At 62.0% G+C, this 18,366-nt stretch carries 12 protein-coding genes and 1 tRNA gene; 6 read left to right on the top strand and 7 right to left on the bottom strand.

Annotation, left to right across the window (positions count from 1 at the left end; genetic code table 11):
* Nucleotides 1-59 precede the first annotated feature (59 nt).
* Nucleotides 60-305 carry a hypothetical protein gene (locus tag BISU_RS11755; protein WP_024463862.1) on the bottom strand — a complete coding sequence of 82 codons (246 nt, stop codon included), beginning with the start codon at nt 303-305 and terminating at the stop codon, nt 60-62.
* Between the two features lie 191 nt (nt 306-496).
* On the opposite strand from BISU_RS11755, the gene BISU_RS12665 reads away from it, so the two are divergent.
* Both BISU_RS12665 and BISU_RS10195 read left to right on the top strand, forming a co-directional pair.
* Nucleotides 497-691 (top strand): hypothetical protein, encoded by a 195-nt coding sequence (locus tag BISU_RS12665; RefSeq protein WP_152599217.1) that lies wholly within the window; start codon nt 497-499, stop codon nt 689-691.
* A gap of 181 nt (nt 692-872) precedes the next feature.
* Nucleotides 873-2,054, top strand: a complete 1,182-nt coding sequence (locus BISU_RS10195; protein ID WP_152599219.1) for an IS1249 family transposase — start codon at nt 873-875, stop codon at nt 2,052-2,054.
* A 76-nt stretch (nt 2,055-2,130) separates the two neighbouring features.
* Here BISU_RS10195 and BISU_RS10190 read toward each other — a convergent pair.
* Nucleotides 2,131-2,206: transfer RNA gene (locus BISU_RS10190), tRNA-Ala, on the bottom strand.
* A gap of 601 nt (nt 2,207-2,807) precedes the next feature.
* Between BISU_RS10190 and BISU_RS10185 the strand changes: the two genes are divergently transcribed.
* Complete coding sequence (locus tag BISU_RS10185) at nt 2,808-3,704, top strand: type IV toxin-antitoxin system AbiEi family antitoxin domain-containing protein (protein ID WP_152599221.1); 897 nt, start codon at nt 2,808-2,810, stop codon at nt 3,702-3,704.
* A 468-nt stretch (nt 3,705-4,172) separates the two neighbouring features.
* On the opposite strand, the gene BISU_RS10180 is transcribed toward BISU_RS10185, so the two are convergent.
* Nucleotides 4,173-4,859 carry a DedA family protein gene (locus BISU_RS10180; protein ID WP_024463865.1) on the bottom strand — a complete coding sequence of 229 codons (687 nt, stop codon included), beginning with the start codon at nt 4,857-4,859 and terminating at the stop codon, nt 4,173-4,175.
* Between the two features lie 479 nt (nt 4,860-5,338).
* Nucleotides 5,339-7,096, bottom strand: coding sequence for a dolichyl-phosphate-mannose--protein mannosyltransferase (locus BISU_RS10175; protein ID WP_024463866.1), 1,758 nt, complete (start codon nt 7,094-7,096; stop codon nt 5,339-5,341).
* Nucleotides 7,097-7,429: 333 nt separating this feature from the next.
* On the opposite strand from BISU_RS10175, the gene rsmI reads away from it, so the two are divergent.
* Entirely contained in the window at nt 7,430-8,494 is a 1,065-nt protein-coding gene (gene rsmI / locus BISU_RS10170; RefSeq protein ID WP_024463867.1) for a 16S rRNA (cytidine(1402)-2'-O)-methyltransferase, read from the top strand.
* 159 nt (nt 8,495-8,653) lie between these two features.
* Here rsmI and BISU_RS10165 read toward each other — a convergent pair whose 3' ends face one another.
* From BISU_RS10165 to BISU_RS10160, 3 genes are all read right to left on the bottom strand, one after another.
* Nucleotides 8,654-10,426, bottom strand: a complete 1,773-nt coding sequence (locus tag BISU_RS10165) for an MFS transporter (RefSeq protein WP_202805590.1) — start codon at nt 10,424-10,426, stop codon at nt 8,654-8,656.
* A gap of 440 nt (nt 10,427-10,866) precedes the next feature.
* Complete coding sequence (locus tag BISU_RS13265; protein ID WP_226839111.1) at nt 10,867-11,115, bottom strand: variant leucine-rich repeat-containing protein; 249 nt, start codon at nt 11,113-11,115, stop codon at nt 10,867-10,869.
* A gap of 404 nt (nt 11,116-11,519) precedes the next feature.
* The gene (locus tag BISU_RS10160) at nt 11,520-12,197 is read right to left on the bottom strand and encodes a hypothetical protein (RefSeq protein WP_024463869.1); all 678 of its coding nucleotides are present in this window, start codon (nt 12,195-12,197) and stop codon (nt 11,520-11,522) included.
* A 170-nt stretch (nt 12,198-12,367) separates the two neighbouring features.
* Here BISU_RS10160 and metG point away from each other — a divergent pair, with 170 nt between their 5' ends.
* Together metG and BISU_RS10150 are read left to right on the top strand one after the other, a co-directional pair.
* Nucleotides 12,368-14,296 (top strand): methionine--tRNA ligase, encoded by a 1,929-nt coding sequence (gene metG, locus BISU_RS10155; protein WP_024463870.1) that lies wholly within the window; start codon nt 12,368-12,370, stop codon nt 14,294-14,296.
* Nucleotides 14,297-15,389: 1,093 nt separating this feature from the next.
* Nucleotides 15,390-18,281, top strand: a complete 2,892-nt coding sequence (locus tag BISU_RS10150) for a cation-translocating P-type ATPase (RefSeq protein WP_226839112.1) — start codon at nt 15,390-15,392, stop codon at nt 18,279-18,281.
* The last annotated feature ends 85 nt before the right edge of the window (nt 18,282-18,366 follow it).

Raw genomic sequence — 18,366 nt, 5'->3', positions numbered from 1 at the left:
GGGCTGGATTTCTTGTTGTGCTGGCTGAGGGGGGGGTATAGGCAGGAAAGTGTGGGGTTTTAGTTGGTGTTGTAGGGGTGTGAGGTGTTGGTGTTGTAGGGGTGTGGGGTGTTGGTGTGGAATTCATTCCAGACGAGTCCTGTTCCGTAGGGGTCGGCTGCCTGCCGCTGGTGTTCGTTGATGAGTCCTTGTGCGCGCAGTCTGTCGGTGTCGTTGTCCGTGGGCAGGTTTTCCAGCGGTGTCTGGTTGATGCCGTGTTGGTAGCAGTACCAGTAGATGAGTTTGATCTGGTGGGTCCGGCTCATGCCGCGATGGTGGTGGAGCAGTTCACGCAGTCTCGCGTTGAATGATTCGATTCGGTTGTTGAATGCCAGTATCGGAGTGAACGCACTGATCTCTGGGACTGTCTCGGTAAGTGTGTGATTAGCTTTGATCGCTGATCTGTTTGATTGGCGGGGAGGGGCCGGTGAGTATGCAGACTGAGACAATGGCTGCCATGGCAGCGAACAGGAACGAGAAGAAGAAGGAATTCGGGCAGCGTGTCGCGCAGGTGGAGGCGGCGGTCGGGTTGGTGCGTGAGGTCAGGTACGATGGACCACCAGATGGAAACCAGCACTCAACACGCTCACCATCACCTTCGCCGATCGATGGCTCGAAAACACAACAACAAAACCAGCAATTACACACTTAACGAAACAGTCCCCTTAACCCGTCAAAGTACCGTCTGAAGCTTACGGCAAAACGGGCTTAAGTTAAAAAACGTGGGTCTTAAATTCCGTGTGGGGTGTTGTGCTGGCTTGCGTGCCGGGGTGTGATTAACGGTTGGCGGGTTAATGCGGGAGGGTGCTTGACTTTTTGGTTTTGCTTGTTCCATGAGCAAACGGAAGTCGGCCAAGGCCAGGAGATGCCCGATCTGCGGGATGGCGATGCGCAAGAAGGGGTTCACGAATGCGGGCGCCCAGCGCTGGAGGTGCGATGCCTGCTCGCTGAGTTCGACCACGCAACGTGCCGATCTCAAGCGCATGGCGGAGTTTCGCGCGTTCCTGGCATGGGTCACGGGCAAGGAGTCGTTGAGCGAGGCCGCCGCCCGGCTTGGTGTGGTCAGGCAGACGTTCGCCTCGAGGATCGCGTGGTGCTGGAACGTGAGTCCGCGCATCGCGAAGGGCGGGCCCGTTCATCGCTACGTCGAGGTCGACGGCACGTATCTGCCGTATGGCTGGTGCCTGCTGATCGCCTCGGGCGAGGACGGCCGGCCCATCGCCTGGCAGTGGTGCGAAAGGGAGAGCAAGGCCGCCTACCGGCGGCTGTTCATGAGGATACGAGAGCCCGGAGTGCTGGTCAGCGACGGTGGCGCAGGATGTCTCGCGGTCGCGCGGGAACGCTGGAAACGGGCACGGATCCAACGCTGCCTGGTGCACGTGCTCAGGAGCACCAGGACGGATCTGACCAACAAGCCCAGGAGCGGGGCCGGACGCGAATTGCTGAAACTCGCCAGGCGCCTCACCAAAATCCGTGACGGCAGCCAGGCGGCCGCCTGGCTGGTCGGGCTGAACCGGTGGCACGACGAGCACGGCGCGTTCATCAAGGAACGAACCCACGCCAAGGACGATCCCCTCCACGCCAGGGGAAGGAAGTGGTGGTGGACGCACGAGCGGGTGCGCCGCGCCTACTACCGGTTCATCCGTCTGCAACGCGACCGCACGCTCTTCACGTTCCTGGAACCCGGCCTCGTCGCGGCCGGGCCAATCCCCAGCACCACGAACCAGCTGGAGGGCGGCATCAACGCCGTCGTCAAACGCGTCATGCAACACCATCGCGGTCTATCCGAATCCCATATGAGACGGGCCTGTGAATGGGCGATCATCATGCTCGCCAGCCACCCCGACCCCGAATCGTTCGTCATGCCGGAGGCATGGAGCAGGACAACGCCACCGGAACGCCACGACACAGAACCGACCCCGGGAACCGAAACCGCCGTCCAACTGCCGGCACCCGGCATCAACGCCTACGAAAGCGGGTTCGGCATCAGAAAAGGCTGGGCAGGACACACATGACACGCCCGCAATAGACCCACGTTTTTTAACTTAATCCGGGAAACGACCACCTTTTGCAGGATGGTCGTTTCCGTTATGGTGGAGCTGAAGGTAATCGAAACCTCGACCTCTTCGATGCGAACGAAGCGCTCTACCAACTGAGCTACAGCCCCATTGCCCTCGCGGGCAACTCTCGATACTGTAGTACAACCTCTGCCCAAGCGCAATTCATGGTGTCATAATGTTGCGCAGTCCTGTGCCGGCATTGCGCATTGGCGTAACTCGGACCAGCGAAACCGGTAACGGCGTGTTCGCGGCCTGCTTTTGTGTGTCAGCGTACGTTTTCTAGCACGTTCAGCAGATTCGTATTGGAAAACGTACGATAACTCCGACTCAGTGTACGTTTTCCGATACGGGACTGGGGAAGGTGACGGGAAACGTACGGTGAGGGGGCGCTGCGGTTCCAACGCCAAACCCGCAGGCTTCGAACGCAGCACCCAACCCGCAGGCTTCAACCCCCAGACCTCGGCCCTCAGGTTCGTCGCTCAGGCAGATTCTCAGCGTGGTCATATAGTATGCGCCGGCAGCAAACCCTTGTCTCGCAACGCGACACGCCGAACCATCAAGCCTTCGACCACAGGACCCTGTTCAGCTTGTGTGGCAGTGCGCGTGTCCCATAGCGTGAAAGTCTTGAATATGAAAGTCATGAGGAATCACAAAGGTGTCATCGCGCTTGTGGCACGGTCCGAGTCGGAAGGGCGGTGCTGCTATGGCTTGGGCGAGGCGCAAAACAGGGCGTTGCGCAGGCGGAGGGACTCGGGCGAGTTGATAAGTCCGTATCCGGGTGTGTACGCGCGGTCCGAATATTGGCATGCGCTCAATCCGCCTGAGCAGTCGCGTCATCTGATCAAGGCGCTGGCGATGATGCATCCGCAATGGGTATTCGCTGAGTTGAGCGCGGCCACCGTTTTGCGATTCGAGCATTCGTGGGGATTGCACGCCGACGGTTGCGTTCATATCGCGACGAACGGGTCCGTGCGAGTGCATGGGCATGACAAACTGCGTCGACTGAGCGTGCATAATGCAGCGATCTGGCGGTGCGATGGGGTTCGCATTACGAGTCCGGCGAGAACGCTCGTTGATTGCGCGCGCTATCCGTTCGAAAGAGGGCTGCCGATCTTTGACTCCGCTCTGCGTTCCAAGATGGTTTCTCGCGATGAAGTGCGTGTGGCGTGCCACGGTTTGCGCGTAAATCTCGACTCGGTGGAACGCCTACTGCGCTACGCCAATCCGTTGAGCGAGAACGGCGGCGAGTCATTGTGCCGGGCCATCATTATTGATGCGGGATTCGCGCTTCCGATATTGCAGGAAGAATTCATCGAACCGAATGATGCGCGCGTGCGCTATCGTGTCGATTTTCTATGGCGACTTTTTGACGGACGCGTTATCGTCCTTGAGTTTGACGGCTCCGCGAAATACACGGATCTGCAGATGACTGGCCGCCGCAGCACCGAGCGCATTGTGTTCGAAGAGCGCAATAGAGAGAACGCGTTGCGACGTGTCGGTGTGACGACCATTGTGCGCGTCAATTATTCCGAACTGATGGATAAAGCCGTGCTGATTCGCAAGCTAGAACTCGCAGGCGTCCCGCGTCCATTTGCCAGTCGGTAGGGTCGTTGCGCGTGTGCGGGTTTGGACTATTTTGGGTTGGGTTGGGTTGGGTTGGGTTGGGTCGGGGTCGGCTAAGGCAGCGTCGTTTCAGAGCGGATTCATTGTAGAGACCGTTTTGTAGCGCTAACGATGCCCTGACGCTACAAAACGGTCTCAGAGGCTTCGTTATCGTCCGGATTGTAGCGTCAGCCCCGAGTTAGCGCTACAAAACTGCCGCTAACGTCTGCTTATCGTCCGGATTGTAGCGTCAGCCTCGAATTAGCGCCACAAAACGGATGGAAACGTTGAGGAGGATGTGAGCGAGGCGCGGTGACGGCGGAGCAAAGGCGCGCAGATGCGGGAGGGCAGAGATGCGGAGAGTTGTCAGCTGCGGACGTCAGACGGTGTCTGCCGTGAATTGCAGGGCGTTGGCCGTGCCTGATGTGCGGGCCACGTTGCCCCGCTATTGGCCGAGTCGGCTATTTACCATTATTTACCATGCCGCGCCGGCTGCGGTTTCCTGCCGAACTTGGCTTTGAGCAGGCCGATGACGGTGGGGAGGATGGAGATGAGCAGGATGGCGACGATGACCAGTTCGAAGTTGTCCTGCACGATTTTGATGCCGCCGAAGAAGTAGCCGAGCAGGGTGAACAGGGTGGACCAGGTGAGTCCGCCAAGCATCGAAAACGGCGTGAACCGCGCCCAGCGCATGCCGGAGATGCCGGAGATAAAGGGCATGAACGTTCTGATGAACGGGAAAAAGCGGCCGATGAAGACCGCAAGCGGACCCCATTTTTCGATCATGGATTCGGTTTTGGCCAGCCGTTCAGGCGTCATCGCCTTGACTTTGCCTGATGCGATGATGCGCCTACCGAAGAAGCGGCCAATGAAGTAGTTGCACTGGTCGCCGATGATCGGCGCGACCCATACGACCGGCAGCAGCGCCATGATCGGCAGCGCGCCGGGCTTGCCGGTGGCCGCGTCGGGTGCCGCGAAGAACCCGGCGGCGAACAGCAGCGAGTCGCCCGGCAGGAATGGGAAGAAGACCACGCCGGTTTCGATGAACACGATGAGGAAGATGAAGCCCAGCGTCGGCGCCACACCCATGGCGATCCATTGCGCGATGATGGTGCGCGGATCTTTCAGCAGTTCGATGAGGAAATGAACGAAGCCCATGAAAATCCTGTCGTACGCGGTCTCAATGCGTGTCCACCTTACACCACGACCCACCACGGCCTTGCGGTGACGGCAGCAACGACGAATCGGGCAGCGCTTACAATAAGCCGCAAGTGCCGCAGCAACCAAACGCTCCTCATTACCGATGCGCATCGCTAGGCATGTGCGGTAAGGATCATGCCACTCCACAGCATGCAGTGATTGGGCAATGACGTGCAAAATTGATACAAGCGGAGAAACTGGGGTTTTGTGCCTTGCAAGTAAGCCCCAACGACGTGACCGTTGATATCGCCCAGCATTGATGGCCATTGCGATGCGAGTCCATTTTATGAGGCAGCAAAACCCCATCTCAGACTGCCTGACAGGTAGATTTAATTCTGCAACCAGTCACATAAGCTGAGCCGTAATGCGAAGCCCTGTGGACTTCGCATAGGTGAGGTGAGCGACCGCTAAGGTCGCGAAGGCTGAGTGTAGCGCAGCTAGATCCACGATCTGAACCACATATGACTCAGCCAGAACTCGTACGGCACGGGCATCGCGGTCCAAATCGGGTAGAAGAACAGCGTCACCAGCGCGATCAGCCCCAAAACAACCCCGATGGTGATCCGCCAGGCACGAGTCGAGACGCTTCGTCGATACCAGTCAGCCGCATAGCAGATCGCGAGCACGATCCAAGGCAGGATGACGATCGAATAGAAGGTGAAGGTGGTGCGATGCAGGTACTGCGCCCAAGGCAGCCAGCCGCCGATGAATCCAGCGAGAACGGCCCATATCTTCCAGTCGCCACGCCGCTTCACGGCAACGACGATGCCGACGATCACGCAGAACGACCCGAGCCACCAAATCAGCGGATTGCCTAGGGAGGTTACGGCTGACACGCACTGCGAGTCCGGCGACAGCGAGCATAGGCCAGGGTGGCCGTGCAGTTTGGTCCAATAGAAACTCGTGGGGCGGATTTGCAGCGGCCAGGTGAGTGGATTGGCCTTATATGCATGCGGCGTATCCAAAGTGGTGTGGAACTGCCACATCTGCACATGATATTGCACGAAGGACCGCAGCGTTTCGGGCAGCCAGCCGATGTCTTCGCTGGGATTGGCGGCGGCCCAGTCGCGCATGTACGAATCGCGGTGCATGAACCAGCCGAGCCATCCGGCCAAATACGTCCCCGCCCAGAGCGGCACCATATACGCGACGCTCGGCAGAGCATCCTTGACCAGCCCGGTGCCCAGCCATCCGCGGTAGCCGGTCTGATGGCGCTCCCATGCGTCCCAGGTCACGCTGATCACGGCAAATGCGGCGAACAGGTATATGCCGGACCATTTCACGCCGGTTGCCAGACCGAGCAGCGTCGCGGCGCCCACCCGCCACCATGACAGCGCGATGAACGGCCCGCGGGCATTGAGCATAAAGGATTTGCCATGCCGCGATGTGCTGGGAATCCATGTGGCGGAATGCGATCGTGAGTCGCGCGCGTATTGCTCATGCAGCCGCGCTCGCGCCCAGTCGCGGTGTATGAGCAGCAGGCTGAAGGCCCCGAGCGCAAAAACCATGATGAAGTTGTCGAGCAGCCCGGTGCGGCTCATGACGATGCCGACCCCGTCGAGCGACATCAGCAGGCCGGCGATCAAGGCGATCGGCACGTTGCGGAACAGCCGTAATGCCACGCGAATCATCAGCACAATCGCCACGGTGCCTGCCACGGCGACGCCGACGCGCCAAGCGAAGGGGTTCGCTGCCCCGCCGAAGAGCTTGAGACCTGCGGCGATAAGCCATTTACCCACCGGTGGATGGACGACATATTCGGCTGTATCAAGCCAGCCGCCCACGTGTCCGGCGGCGAATGCCGCATCGATAGGCTGCCTGACCCCGTCTATGAGCGTGGTTTTCGGCCAGTCGCGCGGCTCGCCGGTCAGCAGCATCGTCCATGCGTCCTTGACGTAGTAGGTCTCGTCGAACACAATCTCGCGCGGGTTGCCAAGCCGCAGGAATCGCAGCAGCCCGCCGAACGCCGCGACGAGCAGCGTGAGCAGCCATGTGATGGGTCGGTTGGGCGCAGACGATTGCGCATACGGCCCGTTGCCGGATGAAGTCTTGAAGTGTGAGGAATCGGCATAAGCGTAGGAGCGCAATGAGTCCCGATCCGAATGCGCCACGGCAGCCCGCCGATACCGTGCATGCGGGTTGGCGGATAGCGATGTGTTGCCACTGGTGTCTGTGGCATGCATGAATGACGGCATGGGTCCCCTTCCTCGACGCGTCTCGACTTGTTCTGGTACCACATTATCCCGGTTGCGGCACGTCGCATAGGCGACGATTGCACATGGCGTTGTTTGTCTTGGGCGGCGCGGACTGGTTTGGGACGAGCAGGCGGGACATGCCTCGGTGCGCAGAGTCGCGGCAGAGGAAGCGCGGGGCGCCGGCCGCCAGCCTTGCCGCCGAAACCCTGCGCTATGTAACCCTGTGCCATGTGACCCTGCGGATGCATTGCGGTGGGAGCTTAGTGGTGGGAGCATAGTGCAGACCCGAGTGGCGAATACCCGTTGTGGACACATCGCGCGATACTGGAAATCATGGAAACGGAAGATACGCAATCCGCGCAGGCGGCAGCACCGGCGGCGGGTTCAGCGCCGGTCGTGGAGTCGGCATCGGAACCGCCCTTGACGCAAAAAGGCACAGCATCGACGCACGCACAGCCGCCGTCGCCGTCGCCGTCGCAGGTCGAGCAGCGCCCAGAAAAGGCCGTGCCGATTCCCTCCGGCACTGTCATCCTTGCTGCGACGCCGATCGGCAACACGGCCGACGCCTCCGCGCGGCTGGTCGCGCTGCTGGAACGCGCCGACATCGTCGCGGCGGAGGACACGAGGCGGCTGTACGATCTGGCCAACCGCCTAGGCGTGCATGTGGGTGGCCAGGTCATCTCCTATCACGACCACAACGAGCGCAACAAGGCGGACGGGCTGCTCGATCAGGTGGCCGAAGGCGCCAGCGTGCTGGTGGTGTCCGATGCGGGCATGCCGACCATCAACGACCCGGGGCTAGCCATCGTCCGTCGCGCCATCGAGCGCGGCATTCCGGTGACCTGCGCGCCCGGCCCGAGCGCGGTGCTCGATGCGCTCGCCTTGTCCGGCCTGCCCACGGACCGCTTCTGCTACGAGGGTTTCGTGCCGCGCAAGCACGCCGAACGCATGCAGCGGCTACGTATGCTGCGTGCCGAGCGGCGCACCATCGTGTGCTACGAAACCTTGCATCGCATCGCCGAAACGATGGACGATCTGCTGGCCGCGTTCGGCCCGGACCGGCCGATGGCGCTGTGCCGCGAGCTGACCAAGGACTACGAGGAAATTCGCCGTGGCGGCATCAACGAGATTCGTCAAAGCGTCGTCGACAATCCGCCGCGCGGCGAAATCGTACTCGTCATCGGCGGAGCAGACGATGAGACGGCCGCGCAGGAATCTCCCGACGTGCTCAGCATCGATGCCTTGGCGGCGCTGGCCGCCGAACGCTCGAAAGCCCAAGGCATTCGCGTCAAGGATGCCATCGCCAAGCTGGTCGTCGAGCATCCGCTGCCGGACGGCTCGCTGGCAAGCCGCAAAGAGGTCTACGCGGCCGTGCTGGCGCTGCGGGACGGCGAGTGAGGGGTGCCGTGAGTTACTCGGGCATTTGCGTTATGCTCCCTTGGCCCGCATTCTCTGACCTGACTATGGCCAGTAGGCCAGTAGGACAGTGTGGCAGCATGGCCAGCGGGATCGCTGCCGCTTCATTGAGCAGCGCATTCCGCCAGATGCAGGCATCTGCTATGCCTGACGCGAATCTGAAACCGCGCCCGTCACCGGTCTGATGGCTTCGGGCTGCTGCGGCATGTTCTGACCGGCGGGGATTTCCACGGTGACCAAGGGCATCGGCATGCTCGTGGTATCGATCAGCGGGTTCTCGTCCTGCGTGCGCACGAGCTGCACGGCCTCGGCCTTGGTGCCGACGCTCGGCAGCGAACCAGGCAGTGGGGATTTCGAGGATTCCTTCATCACGATCACGGCGATGGCGCTGAAGAAGCCAAAGACCATGATGTAGATGCCCGGCATATAGTGATTGCCGGTGAGCTGGATCAGCGCTTGGGACACGAGCGGCGTGGTGCCGCCGAACACGGACACCGCTAAATTATACGAAAGCCCCATGCCGCCGAAACGCGAATCGGTGGGGAACAAGGCGGGCAAGGTGCTGGCCGAGACGCCGGCGTAGAAGGCCACCGGTATGGCGATGAGCGCGAGCGCGAGCTGGATGGCCCAGAAATCGCCGGTGTGCAGCAGCCGAAAAGCGGGCATCATCAACACAAGGGTCGAGATGATGGCCACGGCGTAGACCGGTTTGCGGCCGATACGGTCGGAAAGACGCCCGATCAGCGGCAGGCTGAGCGACATGATGATGAGCACGGGGACGGTTGCGGCTGCGGCCATCGTGGTGGAGGTGCCGACTTCCTCTTCGAGATAGGTCGGCATATAGCTCGTGAGCACATACCCGGCCGTATTCGTGGCGGCCACGATCGCGACGCTGGTCAGCAGTTCGCGCCAATGATGGTGGATGACGTAGCGCAGCGTGCCGGGGGTATCGTGTGCCGCAAGAGGTTGGAGTTCGACGGGCTTTGGCTCGGTCGGCTGGAATGCCTCGGCAGGGTGTTCAGGATCGTGTGCCTGCGACTGGGTCGCTTGCGCAATGTCTTGAGCGGTTTGGCCCATGACGGCCGACTCCTCGGCCTGACGCTTCATATGATCGGCGAACTGCGGGGTTTCCGGAATCCGAGTACGCAGCATGATGGCGGCGAATCCCAGCGGGATCGTCAGCAGATACGGCACGCGCCAACCCCAATCGACCATGGCGTTCGGGCCGGCGATATTCGTGGCGATCATCGTGACGACGGCGACGGTCGCCGCGCCGAACGCCGAGCCGAGATACGAGCCCATGTCGAGCCAGGCGCTGTAGTAGCCGCGCTTCTTATCAGGCGAGAACTCGGAGATGTAGGTGGTCGCGCCGGCGTATTCGCCGCCGGTCGAGAAGCCCTGCAGCATTTTGAGCGCATAGAGCGGCGCCACCGACCATGCGCCGATCTGCGCGGCCGTCGGCAGCACGCCGATCAGCGCGGTGGAAACCGCCATGAGCCCCATCGTGAAGAACAGCACCTTCTGCCGGCCGATCCGGTCGCCGAGCGGCCCGAGGACTACGCCGCCCACGGGCCGCACCAGGAAGCTGACGGCGAATCCCAGCAGCATCACCAGCAGCCCCAGATTCTGCGGCAGTCCTTTCGTGAACACGCTGGTCATCGTCACGGCCAAGTAGCCGTAGACGCCGAAATCGTACCATTCCATGAAATTGCCGACTACGGTTCCGCCGATCGCCTGTTGCAGCGTGCTGCGCTCCACGACCGTGACATCGCTGGTTCTCAGCCGGTGCCGGCGCAAGTGGATCCGGCGCATGCGCGGCGTCTTTGATGCGCTCCTGACTCGCGTGCGACTCGATTTTGAGCGCTGATATGCGGGATGCGCCGATTGGTGATTCTGGTTCTGCGATGGTGTCATCACAACCTCCGTTCTGTTACGGTATGACCTTTGCGGGTTCCTGTAATGAACTCGGGACGGAAACGGCATCGCGCACGTGGATGGCCTTCCTCCACAACCCGTGTGCAGACCCTCTGCCACGGCACGAACGACTAGTAATTCCAACGGCCCATGCGTCGTACATGGGACCGGCAAGGACGGTGCCCGGGTGGCCTTTGCGCCACCTCCGTCATTCTTAAGGCCGGGGAAATTCCGATGGCCGGCTCAAGGTTTGGTGAACGAGTCTAGCACCAGGGCTGCCATGGACGCATGAGGCGCAGTCGGCTGGCATCGCTGCAGACGGGCGTCTGCGCCGTGGTGCTCCTCAGGCATTTCCGTGTTGTTTCAGTGCTTTATGTGGTGTCGTTCCGTCAGTGCCATCCCGTCGTTTCGCCGTTGCGCGTCATTTGCGCGCTGCCATATCATGCTGATTCTGTTGGTCCGTCTGTTGGTCTGTCTGTTGGTCTGTCTGCTGGCCCGTCGACTGATTCGTCCATCGACGCGAAGAACACGTGGAAAGCCTCATTCACTCCCGGTCCGCTGGCTTGCGCCACGTATTCGAGCAGCAGCGCATCGGCGTGGGGATTGGCTACGAGCCAGCGGCGCAGCTCGGGCGCTTCGTGTGCGATATGCCATAGGATATCCTCGTCTGCCGTCTCGCATGCCAGCAATGGCGTCAGGGCGAGCGGCGGACGCGGCGGCTCAAGGCGGCGTGCGGTGCGGATTGTGCGGGCTGCGCCGGCTGCACGGGCTGCGTCTCCATTTGCGGCATTACGCGTCGCAGCTGTATGTGTGCCAGCATCTGTGTCTGTGCCGGTTCCAGCGCCAATCCGGCTGAGATGGCCGGGATTCCCGGGCCGAGGGGCGAGCGCTGCGGCGTCGGGGCTTCCCCGAAGCGACTTCAGCCGTCGGCGCGTTCGGTTTTCTGCGTGCGCAGGCCTCGTGGTTCTTGACGCTGCCAATGGCATCATTGCGGGCATCGTACCTCCTAGGTTGGTGCGAGTGGTGGAACTGCACGGGATTAAAGGGATTAAAGGGATTAAGAGTGAGGGATTGACGGGCTGAGGAACCGCCTTCAGAAGCAATGCTCGATGATGCGGAAGAACTGCTTCGCGCGGGGCGAGTTCTGCCAGAAGCGGTTGGCCGCCAGAATGTCCAGGCAATCCGTGGGACGGAATCCGTAAGTCTCCATAAGCGCGCAGACCATCTCGTTGGCGTAGATGTCTCCCGCCTCCTCTTCGCTGAGCAGCGCGATATCGCATGCGGTGCGCTGCGGCGTGGTGATGCGCAGGTCACCGATCGAAGTGAGATGCTCTGCCGGCGCATTGCGGTTGAACACGCGGATCTTGCGGCCGTACGTCAGCGTGCGAAAATGCGATGTCGAGACGATGTCGATGGTTTTGGGGAATTCGCCGCCCAGCCACACCCAGGCCGCGGTCACGGCGCAGCAGATTGTGCCATAAGGCGCGACCGAACGGACGATGGCACCGCGCCCATAGAGCGTGTTGGCGTCTTCGGTCAGATAGGCGCTGGCATTGTCGAGCTTGCGCACGGCCCCGACGAATGCGAGGCGATGCAGGATCATCGGGCCGGGGAGGTCCCGGGCCTTCAAGACCGCGGGCGGCATATGAGAAGGCATGTTCAGCGGCGCACGGAACGGCGTGCGCGACGCGGATGCCGCCGCCGTTGGCAGGGTGGAGGAGGGCAGTGCTGTGCGCGCTGCCTGCGGAGATGAAATCGTTGCGTATATCATGAGGCGACGGTAACAGCACCGCGTGCGGCCCATGCATCCAAGTCGCAATAATGTGGATATGTGGATAACTTCCCGATGACACCCTTTCGATGTGCATAAATTTGTGCATAAGCTTGGGCAAGCGGGTGGAAAGGCGCGGCTGTCCCCGCTGGGCCAGATAATCGTGGATTATGACTCATATTATGGTGAATGTCGCTTGGCCGTACGCCAATGGCCCCCGTCACATCGGCCACGTCGCCGGCTTCGGCGTACCTTCGGACGTCTACGCGCGCTACGAGCGCATGAAGGGCAACGACGTGCTGATGGTGTCGGGCACCGACGAGCACGGCACCCCGATTCTGGTCGAGGCCGAGAACGAGGGCGTGAGCGCGCAGCAGCTCGCCGACCGCTACAACCGCGTCATCGCCAAGGATCTGTGCGATCTGGGCCTGAGCTACGACTTGTTCACCCGCACCACGACCGGCAACCACGAGCGCGTCGTGCAGGAGATGTTCAAGCAGTGCCTGAGCAACGGCTACATCTACAAGGGCACGCAGAAGGTCGCGATCTCTCCGTCGACCGGCCGCACGCTGCCCGACCGCTATATCGAAGGCACTTGCCCGATCTGCGGCGCGGATGGCGCGCGCGGCGACCAGTGCGACAATTGCGGCAACGAGCTCGACCCCGACGAGCTGATTGACCCGGTTTCGAAGATCAACGGCGAAACGCCGCGCTTCGAGGAGACCGAGCACTTCTTCCTCGACCTGCCGGCGCTCGCCGAGGCGAATCTCGCATGGCTCAAGACGCGCGAAGGCTGGCGCACGAACGTCATCAACTTCTCGCTCGGCCTGTTCAAGGAGGTGCGTCCCCGCGCCATCACGCGCGACATCGACTGGGGCATCCCCATTCCGGTCGAGGGCTGGATCGACAACCCGAACAAGAAGCTCTACGTCTGGTTCGACGCGGTGATCGGCTACCTGTCGGCCTCCATCGAATGGGCGCGGCGGCAGGGCGACCCGCAGGCCTGGCGCGCCTGGTGGAACGATTCCTCGACGCCGGCCTACTACTTTATGGGCAAGGACAACATCACCTTCCATTCGCAGATCTGGCCCTCCGAGATGCTCGCCTACAACGGGCAGGGCTCGAAGGACGGCGAGGTCGGCGAACTCGGCCCGCTCAATCTGCCCGAGCAAGTCGTAGCCTCCGAGTTCATGACGATGGAGGGCAAGAAGTTCAGCTCCTCGCGCGGCATCGTGATCTACGTCAAGGACATCCTCGCCCGCTATCCGGTGGACGCCGTGCGCTACTACATTTCGGTGGCCGGCCCGGAAAGCTCCGACTCCGACTTCACCTGGTCCGAATTCGTCCGCCACAACAACGAGGAGCTGGCCGCAAGCTGGGGCAATCTGGTCAACCGCGTCGCCAATCTCATCAACAAGAACTTCGGCGCGATACCCGAGCTCGACGAGGATTCGATGACCGAGGAGGATCGGGCGCTCCTGCAGGAGACGGCAGACGCCTTCGACATCGTCGGCGGCATGATTGAGCGCCATCGCCAGAAGAACGCGCTGTCCGAGGCGATGCGCGTGGTCGGCGACACCAACAAATACATCTCATCCACCGAGCCGTGGAAGATCAAGAACGACGAGAAGCGCTTGGCGACCGTGCTGCATGTGGCCGCGCAGGCCGTGTCCGACGCGAACCATCTGCTCGCACCCTTCCTGCCGCATTCCGCGCAGAAGGTCTGGGAGGCGCTGGGCGGCGAGGGCACGTTCTCGCCGCTGCCGCGCATCGAGGATGTCGAGGATCTCGACAAGCCCGGCTTCAACTACCCGATTATCACCGGAGACTACGTGATGGGCGAAACCGTGCACCCGTGGGTCAGCGAGCCGCTGGTGGCGGGCACGCCGGTGCCCAAGCCGGTCCCCATCTTCGCCAAGATTCCCAAGGAGGCCGTCGACGAGGAGCTTGCCCGCTTCGACGCCGAGCTGGCCGAGCGCGAGGCCGCCAAGAAGGCCCGTTTCGAGGCCGCCAAGGCCAGGCTTGAGGATGGCGGTTCGAGTGCTGGCGCCGGCGTGGACGCGGATGGCGCCGGCAGCGCGGGTGTTGCAGGCAAATAAGGGCAGTTGTGGTTCGCGCCATGTGGCGCTCTGCCCCTTTCGTGACGCTGAGCTGAGCCAGCAGTCACGAAAGGGGCAATATACCCTGCGTCATGCCCCTTTCGTGACGGATGGGGCAGAGGCGTATGCGGCTGCTTGTTGAGAGCTGGGCCTTTGTCCTGATCTTGATAGTCGCTGCCGCGGGACTCTGTCTCGTTTATGACTCTAACCGGAGCTAATTGTCGTAAATGAGACGCAGCGACCGCTGTTGGTGCCCGTCCTGCCCGAGCACCGCCCCTTTCGTGACGGTTTCCGCGGTTCAGCGTCACAAAAGGGGCAGCAAACCCTGCGTCATGCCCCTTTCGTGACGCTACAGGGTGGGTTTGCGTCACGAAAGGGGCATTACCGTGCGCTGTTGGCCGTTTCGGGCCGCGGCTGGCCGCGCTGGTGAGAGCCGCCGATGAAGAACGGTCGCGGAGACGCAGGGCGGCGAAGCGTATATGGGCAATATGCGGGCATCTGGGCCGAGCGCGTGGTGAATCCCCGCATGTCACATGTTCGTTACACGTTTCACAGGTTTTTTTGAGACTCACCCATCGTTCCTCTAAGAAATGGCGGGTTATATAAGATTTGTCGGCGGGATGGTCGCCGGTGAGGTTCCGAACAAACCCCATAATTGAACCCTTCTTCTCTCTTCTCTGAACCCGGCGATCTTCCCCTCGCCGGGTTTCTCTTTGCCAATGACACTGGCCCCAATGACATTGCCCAACGGCGGGCAAATCTCTCCTGCCATGCCGGCTGCGTCCGCCGCTGGAAGGATCCGTGCGTTTGCGGCGCCCAGATGCAACGATATGTTCAGCATCCTTCGCGAGAGCGCTCCCGGCTGCCGTCGGCGACGCAACCTGTATGTTCGCCGCATGTTCACCGAGAGAGGAGCGACGTTACATGCGTTTGTTACGTTCGTAGTGGAGATTGCGGCTGATCCTGGACGTGTTGCTGAGGGGACTTGCGCATTATATGGCATATGCGCTGCGATTGCTGACCGAAACCGACCATGACGATCGATGAAAGGCCGTGCGCGACTATGACAAGTGCAGCGACAAAAGAGGAACCGGTGAAGAACACTACTACGACGAATACCCTTACGAATAATCCCGCGACGGATGACGCTGCATCAGATAGCACCGCGGTAAGCATTGATGCGGCGAATGATGCATCTGCGAACGATGCCGCGATGACGAACGAGATGGTTTCCGAAGAGGCCTGGCATAGCCTCAGTCCCGAGGCGACGCTGGAAGCCCTGCACGCCACGGCGAACGGCCTGAGCAATGAGGAATCCAAGCGCAGGCTCGGCATCTTCGGCGAGAATGCGCTGGAAGCCGCCGTGCCGACCCCGAAGTGGAAAGTGTTCCTGCTGCAGTTCAAAAGCCCGCTGATCGCGGTGCTTATCGTCTGCGGCATCGTCACGATGGCCTTGGACCATCATGTGGATGCCATCGCGATTTTCGTGGTGCTGCTGCTTAACGCCATCATCGGCTTCTATCAGGAGATCAAGGCGAATCAGGCCGTGCGGGCATTGGCGTCCCTGTCGACGCCGACGAGCCGGGTGGTGCGCGACGGGCGCGTGACTTCGCTGTCGACGCCCTCGATCGTGCCGGGCGATGTGGTGCTGCTGGAAAGCGGCGACCGGGTTCCCGCTGATCTGCGTCTGATCGAGGCCAACAATCTGCGCATCGACGAGTCGATGCTCACCGGCGAAAGCGAGGACGCCAGCAAGAACACCAAGGCGAGCGATCGGGATGCCCCGTTGGGCGATCGCAAATCGATTGCGTTCTCCGGCACGATGGTGACCGGCGGGCGTGGCCGCGGCGTCGTCGTCGGCACCGGATCGAACACCGAGCTGGGCGAAATCAACGATCTGGTCATCGGCACGCACGCCTCGACCCCGTTGGAGCAGATCATGAGCCGCACGGAGCGCGGCATTGCGATTGCGGTCATCATCGTGGCGCTGTTCGTTTTCATCGGCGGCACGATCATCAACGGTAACCCCACCGACGCCTTCCTCTCCTCGGTCGCGCTGGCCGTCGCAGCCATGCCCGAGGCGCTGCCGATCGTGCTGACCGTGGCGATGTCGCTGGCGGTTTCGCGCATGGCCAGGCGCAACGCGATCGTGCGCACGCTGCCTGCGGTGGAAACGCTGGGATCGGCCACGGTTATCGGATCCGACAAGACCGGCACGCTCACGCAGAACCGCATGACGGTAGAAACATGCTCGATCGGGGGTGCGCAGCCGCACGAATGCCGATCGCAGGAGGATATCGAGTCACAGCCATGGAAAGACGGCGTGGCGCGGTTGCTGCGTGCCGGCGCACTGACCAATGAGGCGCATCGGCACGTCGAAGCGTCGGGCGAAGTGCGTTATGGCGGCGACGCGGTGGACGTGGCGATGGCCCGCGCGGCCGACGACATGGGCGCCGTTTCGCAAGCCGACCGCGACCTGTCGATTGCATTCGAGACCCCGTACGAGCCGGAGTTGCGCTACTCGATGACCATACGACGCAACGATGATGGCAGCTACACGCAGTATGTCAAAGGCGCGCCCGATACCGTCGCCGCCATGTGCGCGGCGATGGCCGTTGAAGGTGATGGGACGGGCGAAGCCGGCGACGGCAGCACGGCTACCGAGCCGATCGATCTCACCCGCATCGACGAGGTCTACGAAGCCATGGGCGGCAAAGGCCTGCGCGTCATCGGCGTAGCCATGCGAGAACTCGGGCCGGATGCCCGCCCGCAGGATTACCGCGAGCCGGAATCGATGATCTTCCTAGGGCTTGAGGGCATGCTCGATCCGCCGCGCGAAGGCGTGCGCGAGGCGATTGCGCAATGCGCGCAGGCCGGCATCGAAGTCAAGATGATCACCGGCGATCACCCGCTGACCGCGCAGGCGATCGGGGAGCGGCTGGGGCTGCGCCACACCGACAACGCCATAACCGGCGGCGAAATGCTCGAAATGAGCGATGAGGTGCTCAAAGCCCGTCTCAAGGAGACTTCCATCGCGGCCAGAGTGTCCCCGCAGGACAAGCTGCGCATCGTGGAGGCCTTGCAAGACGAAGGCCACACCGTCGCGGTGACCGGTGACGGCGTCAACGACGCCCCGGCGCTCAAGGCCGCTTCCGTGGGCATCGCGATGGGGGAATCGGGGACCGACGTGGCCCGCGAGGCCAGTGACGTGGTGCTCACCGACGACAATTTCGTCACCATCACGCAAGCGGTGCGCGAAGGGCGCGTCACCTTCAAGGCCATTCGCGGATCGGCCTTCTTCCTGCTCTCCACTGCGGTGGCGGCCATGATCGCGGTCGGCATCAACGTGATCGCCGAAATGCCGCTGCTTTTCACGCCGCTGCAGATGCTCTGGATCAATTTCGTCACCAACGGCGTGCAGGATATCGCGCTTGCCTTCGAGCCCGGCCAGGGCGACGAGCTTTCCCGGCCGCCGCGCAAGGCGAGCGAAGGGCTGCTCTCGATGGCCATGTGGGCCAGAACCGCCGTGTGCGGCCTGTGGATGGCCATCTGCATTCTCGTCATGTTCCGCGTGATGCTCGACGGCGGCTACGAAGAGACGACCGCCCGGACGATGACGCTGACCTTATTGGTGCTGTTCAATTTCTTCATGTCGATGTCGGCGCGTTCGGAGAACATCTCGATCTTCCGGCTCAACCCGCTGCGCAATCCCTTCCTGCTGGTCGCGGCCGTTCTGGCGCTGGTCGTGCACGCGACCGTCATGTACATCCCGGCTGCGGCTGCGGTTCTGGGCGTCGGCCCGCTTTCGGCGATGGAATGGCTCATCTGCTGGGCGCTGGCGCTGAGCGTGCTCGTCTTCAGCGAAGGAGACAAGCTGATTCGCGCGCTGATGGCCAAGTTCGGCTACACCGGCGCACGAAGCGGGTTGCGAGCCGCCGGCCACAAGGCCCGCCGAGGCGTGCTGCGCCTGCTGAACAACTCCTGATGAGGTCTGGGCTGGGGCTCATGCAGCGCGTTCGGCTGCCGTGGGGACGTGCTCTCGGCTGCTTCGTCCGTGCGACTGCGCGTCG

Source organism: Bifidobacterium subtile (assembly GCF_000741775.1).
Taxonomy (GTDB): Bacteria; Actinomycetota; Actinomycetes; order Actinomycetales; family Bifidobacteriaceae; genus Bifidobacterium; species Bifidobacterium subtile.
Note: the sequence above shows the minus strand (reverse complement) of the source record. Positions and strands in the feature narration are given on the sequence as shown.

Bases quoted from the DNA above. Each gene is read 5' to 3' on its own strand.
- BISU_RS10175 (WP_024463866.1), bottom strand. From the start codon at position 7,096: ATGCCGTCATTCATGCATGCCACAGACACCAGTGGCAACACATCGCTA.
- BISU_RS11755 (WP_024463862.1), bottom strand. From the start codon at position 305: ATGAGCCGGACCCACCAGATCAAACTCATCTACTGGTACTGCTACCAA.
- BISU_RS10165 (WP_202805590.1), bottom strand. From the start codon at position 10,426: ATGACACCATCGCAGAACCAGAATCACCAATCGGCGCATCCCGCATAT.
- BISU_RS12665 (WP_152599217.1), top strand. From the start codon at position 497: ATGGCAGCGAACAGGAACGAGAAGAAGAAGGAATTCGGGCAGCGTGTC.
- metG (WP_024463870.1), top strand. From the start codon at position 12,368: ATGACTCATATTATGGTGAATGTCGCTTGGCCGTACGCCAATGGCCCC.
- BISU_RS10160 (WP_024463869.1), bottom strand. From the start codon at position 12,197: ATGATATACGCAACGATTTCATCTCCGCAGGCAGCGCGCACAGCACTG.
- rsmI (WP_024463867.1), top strand. From the start codon at position 7,430: ATGGAAACGGAAGATACGCAATCCGCGCAGGCGGCAGCACCGGCGGCG.
- BISU_RS10195 (WP_152599219.1), top strand. From the start codon at position 873: ATGAGCAAACGGAAGTCGGCCAAGGCCAGGAGATGCCCGATCTGCGGG.
- BISU_RS10180 (WP_024463865.1), bottom strand. From the start codon at position 4,859: ATGGGCTTCGTTCATTTCCTCATCGAACTGCTGAAAGATCCGCGCACC.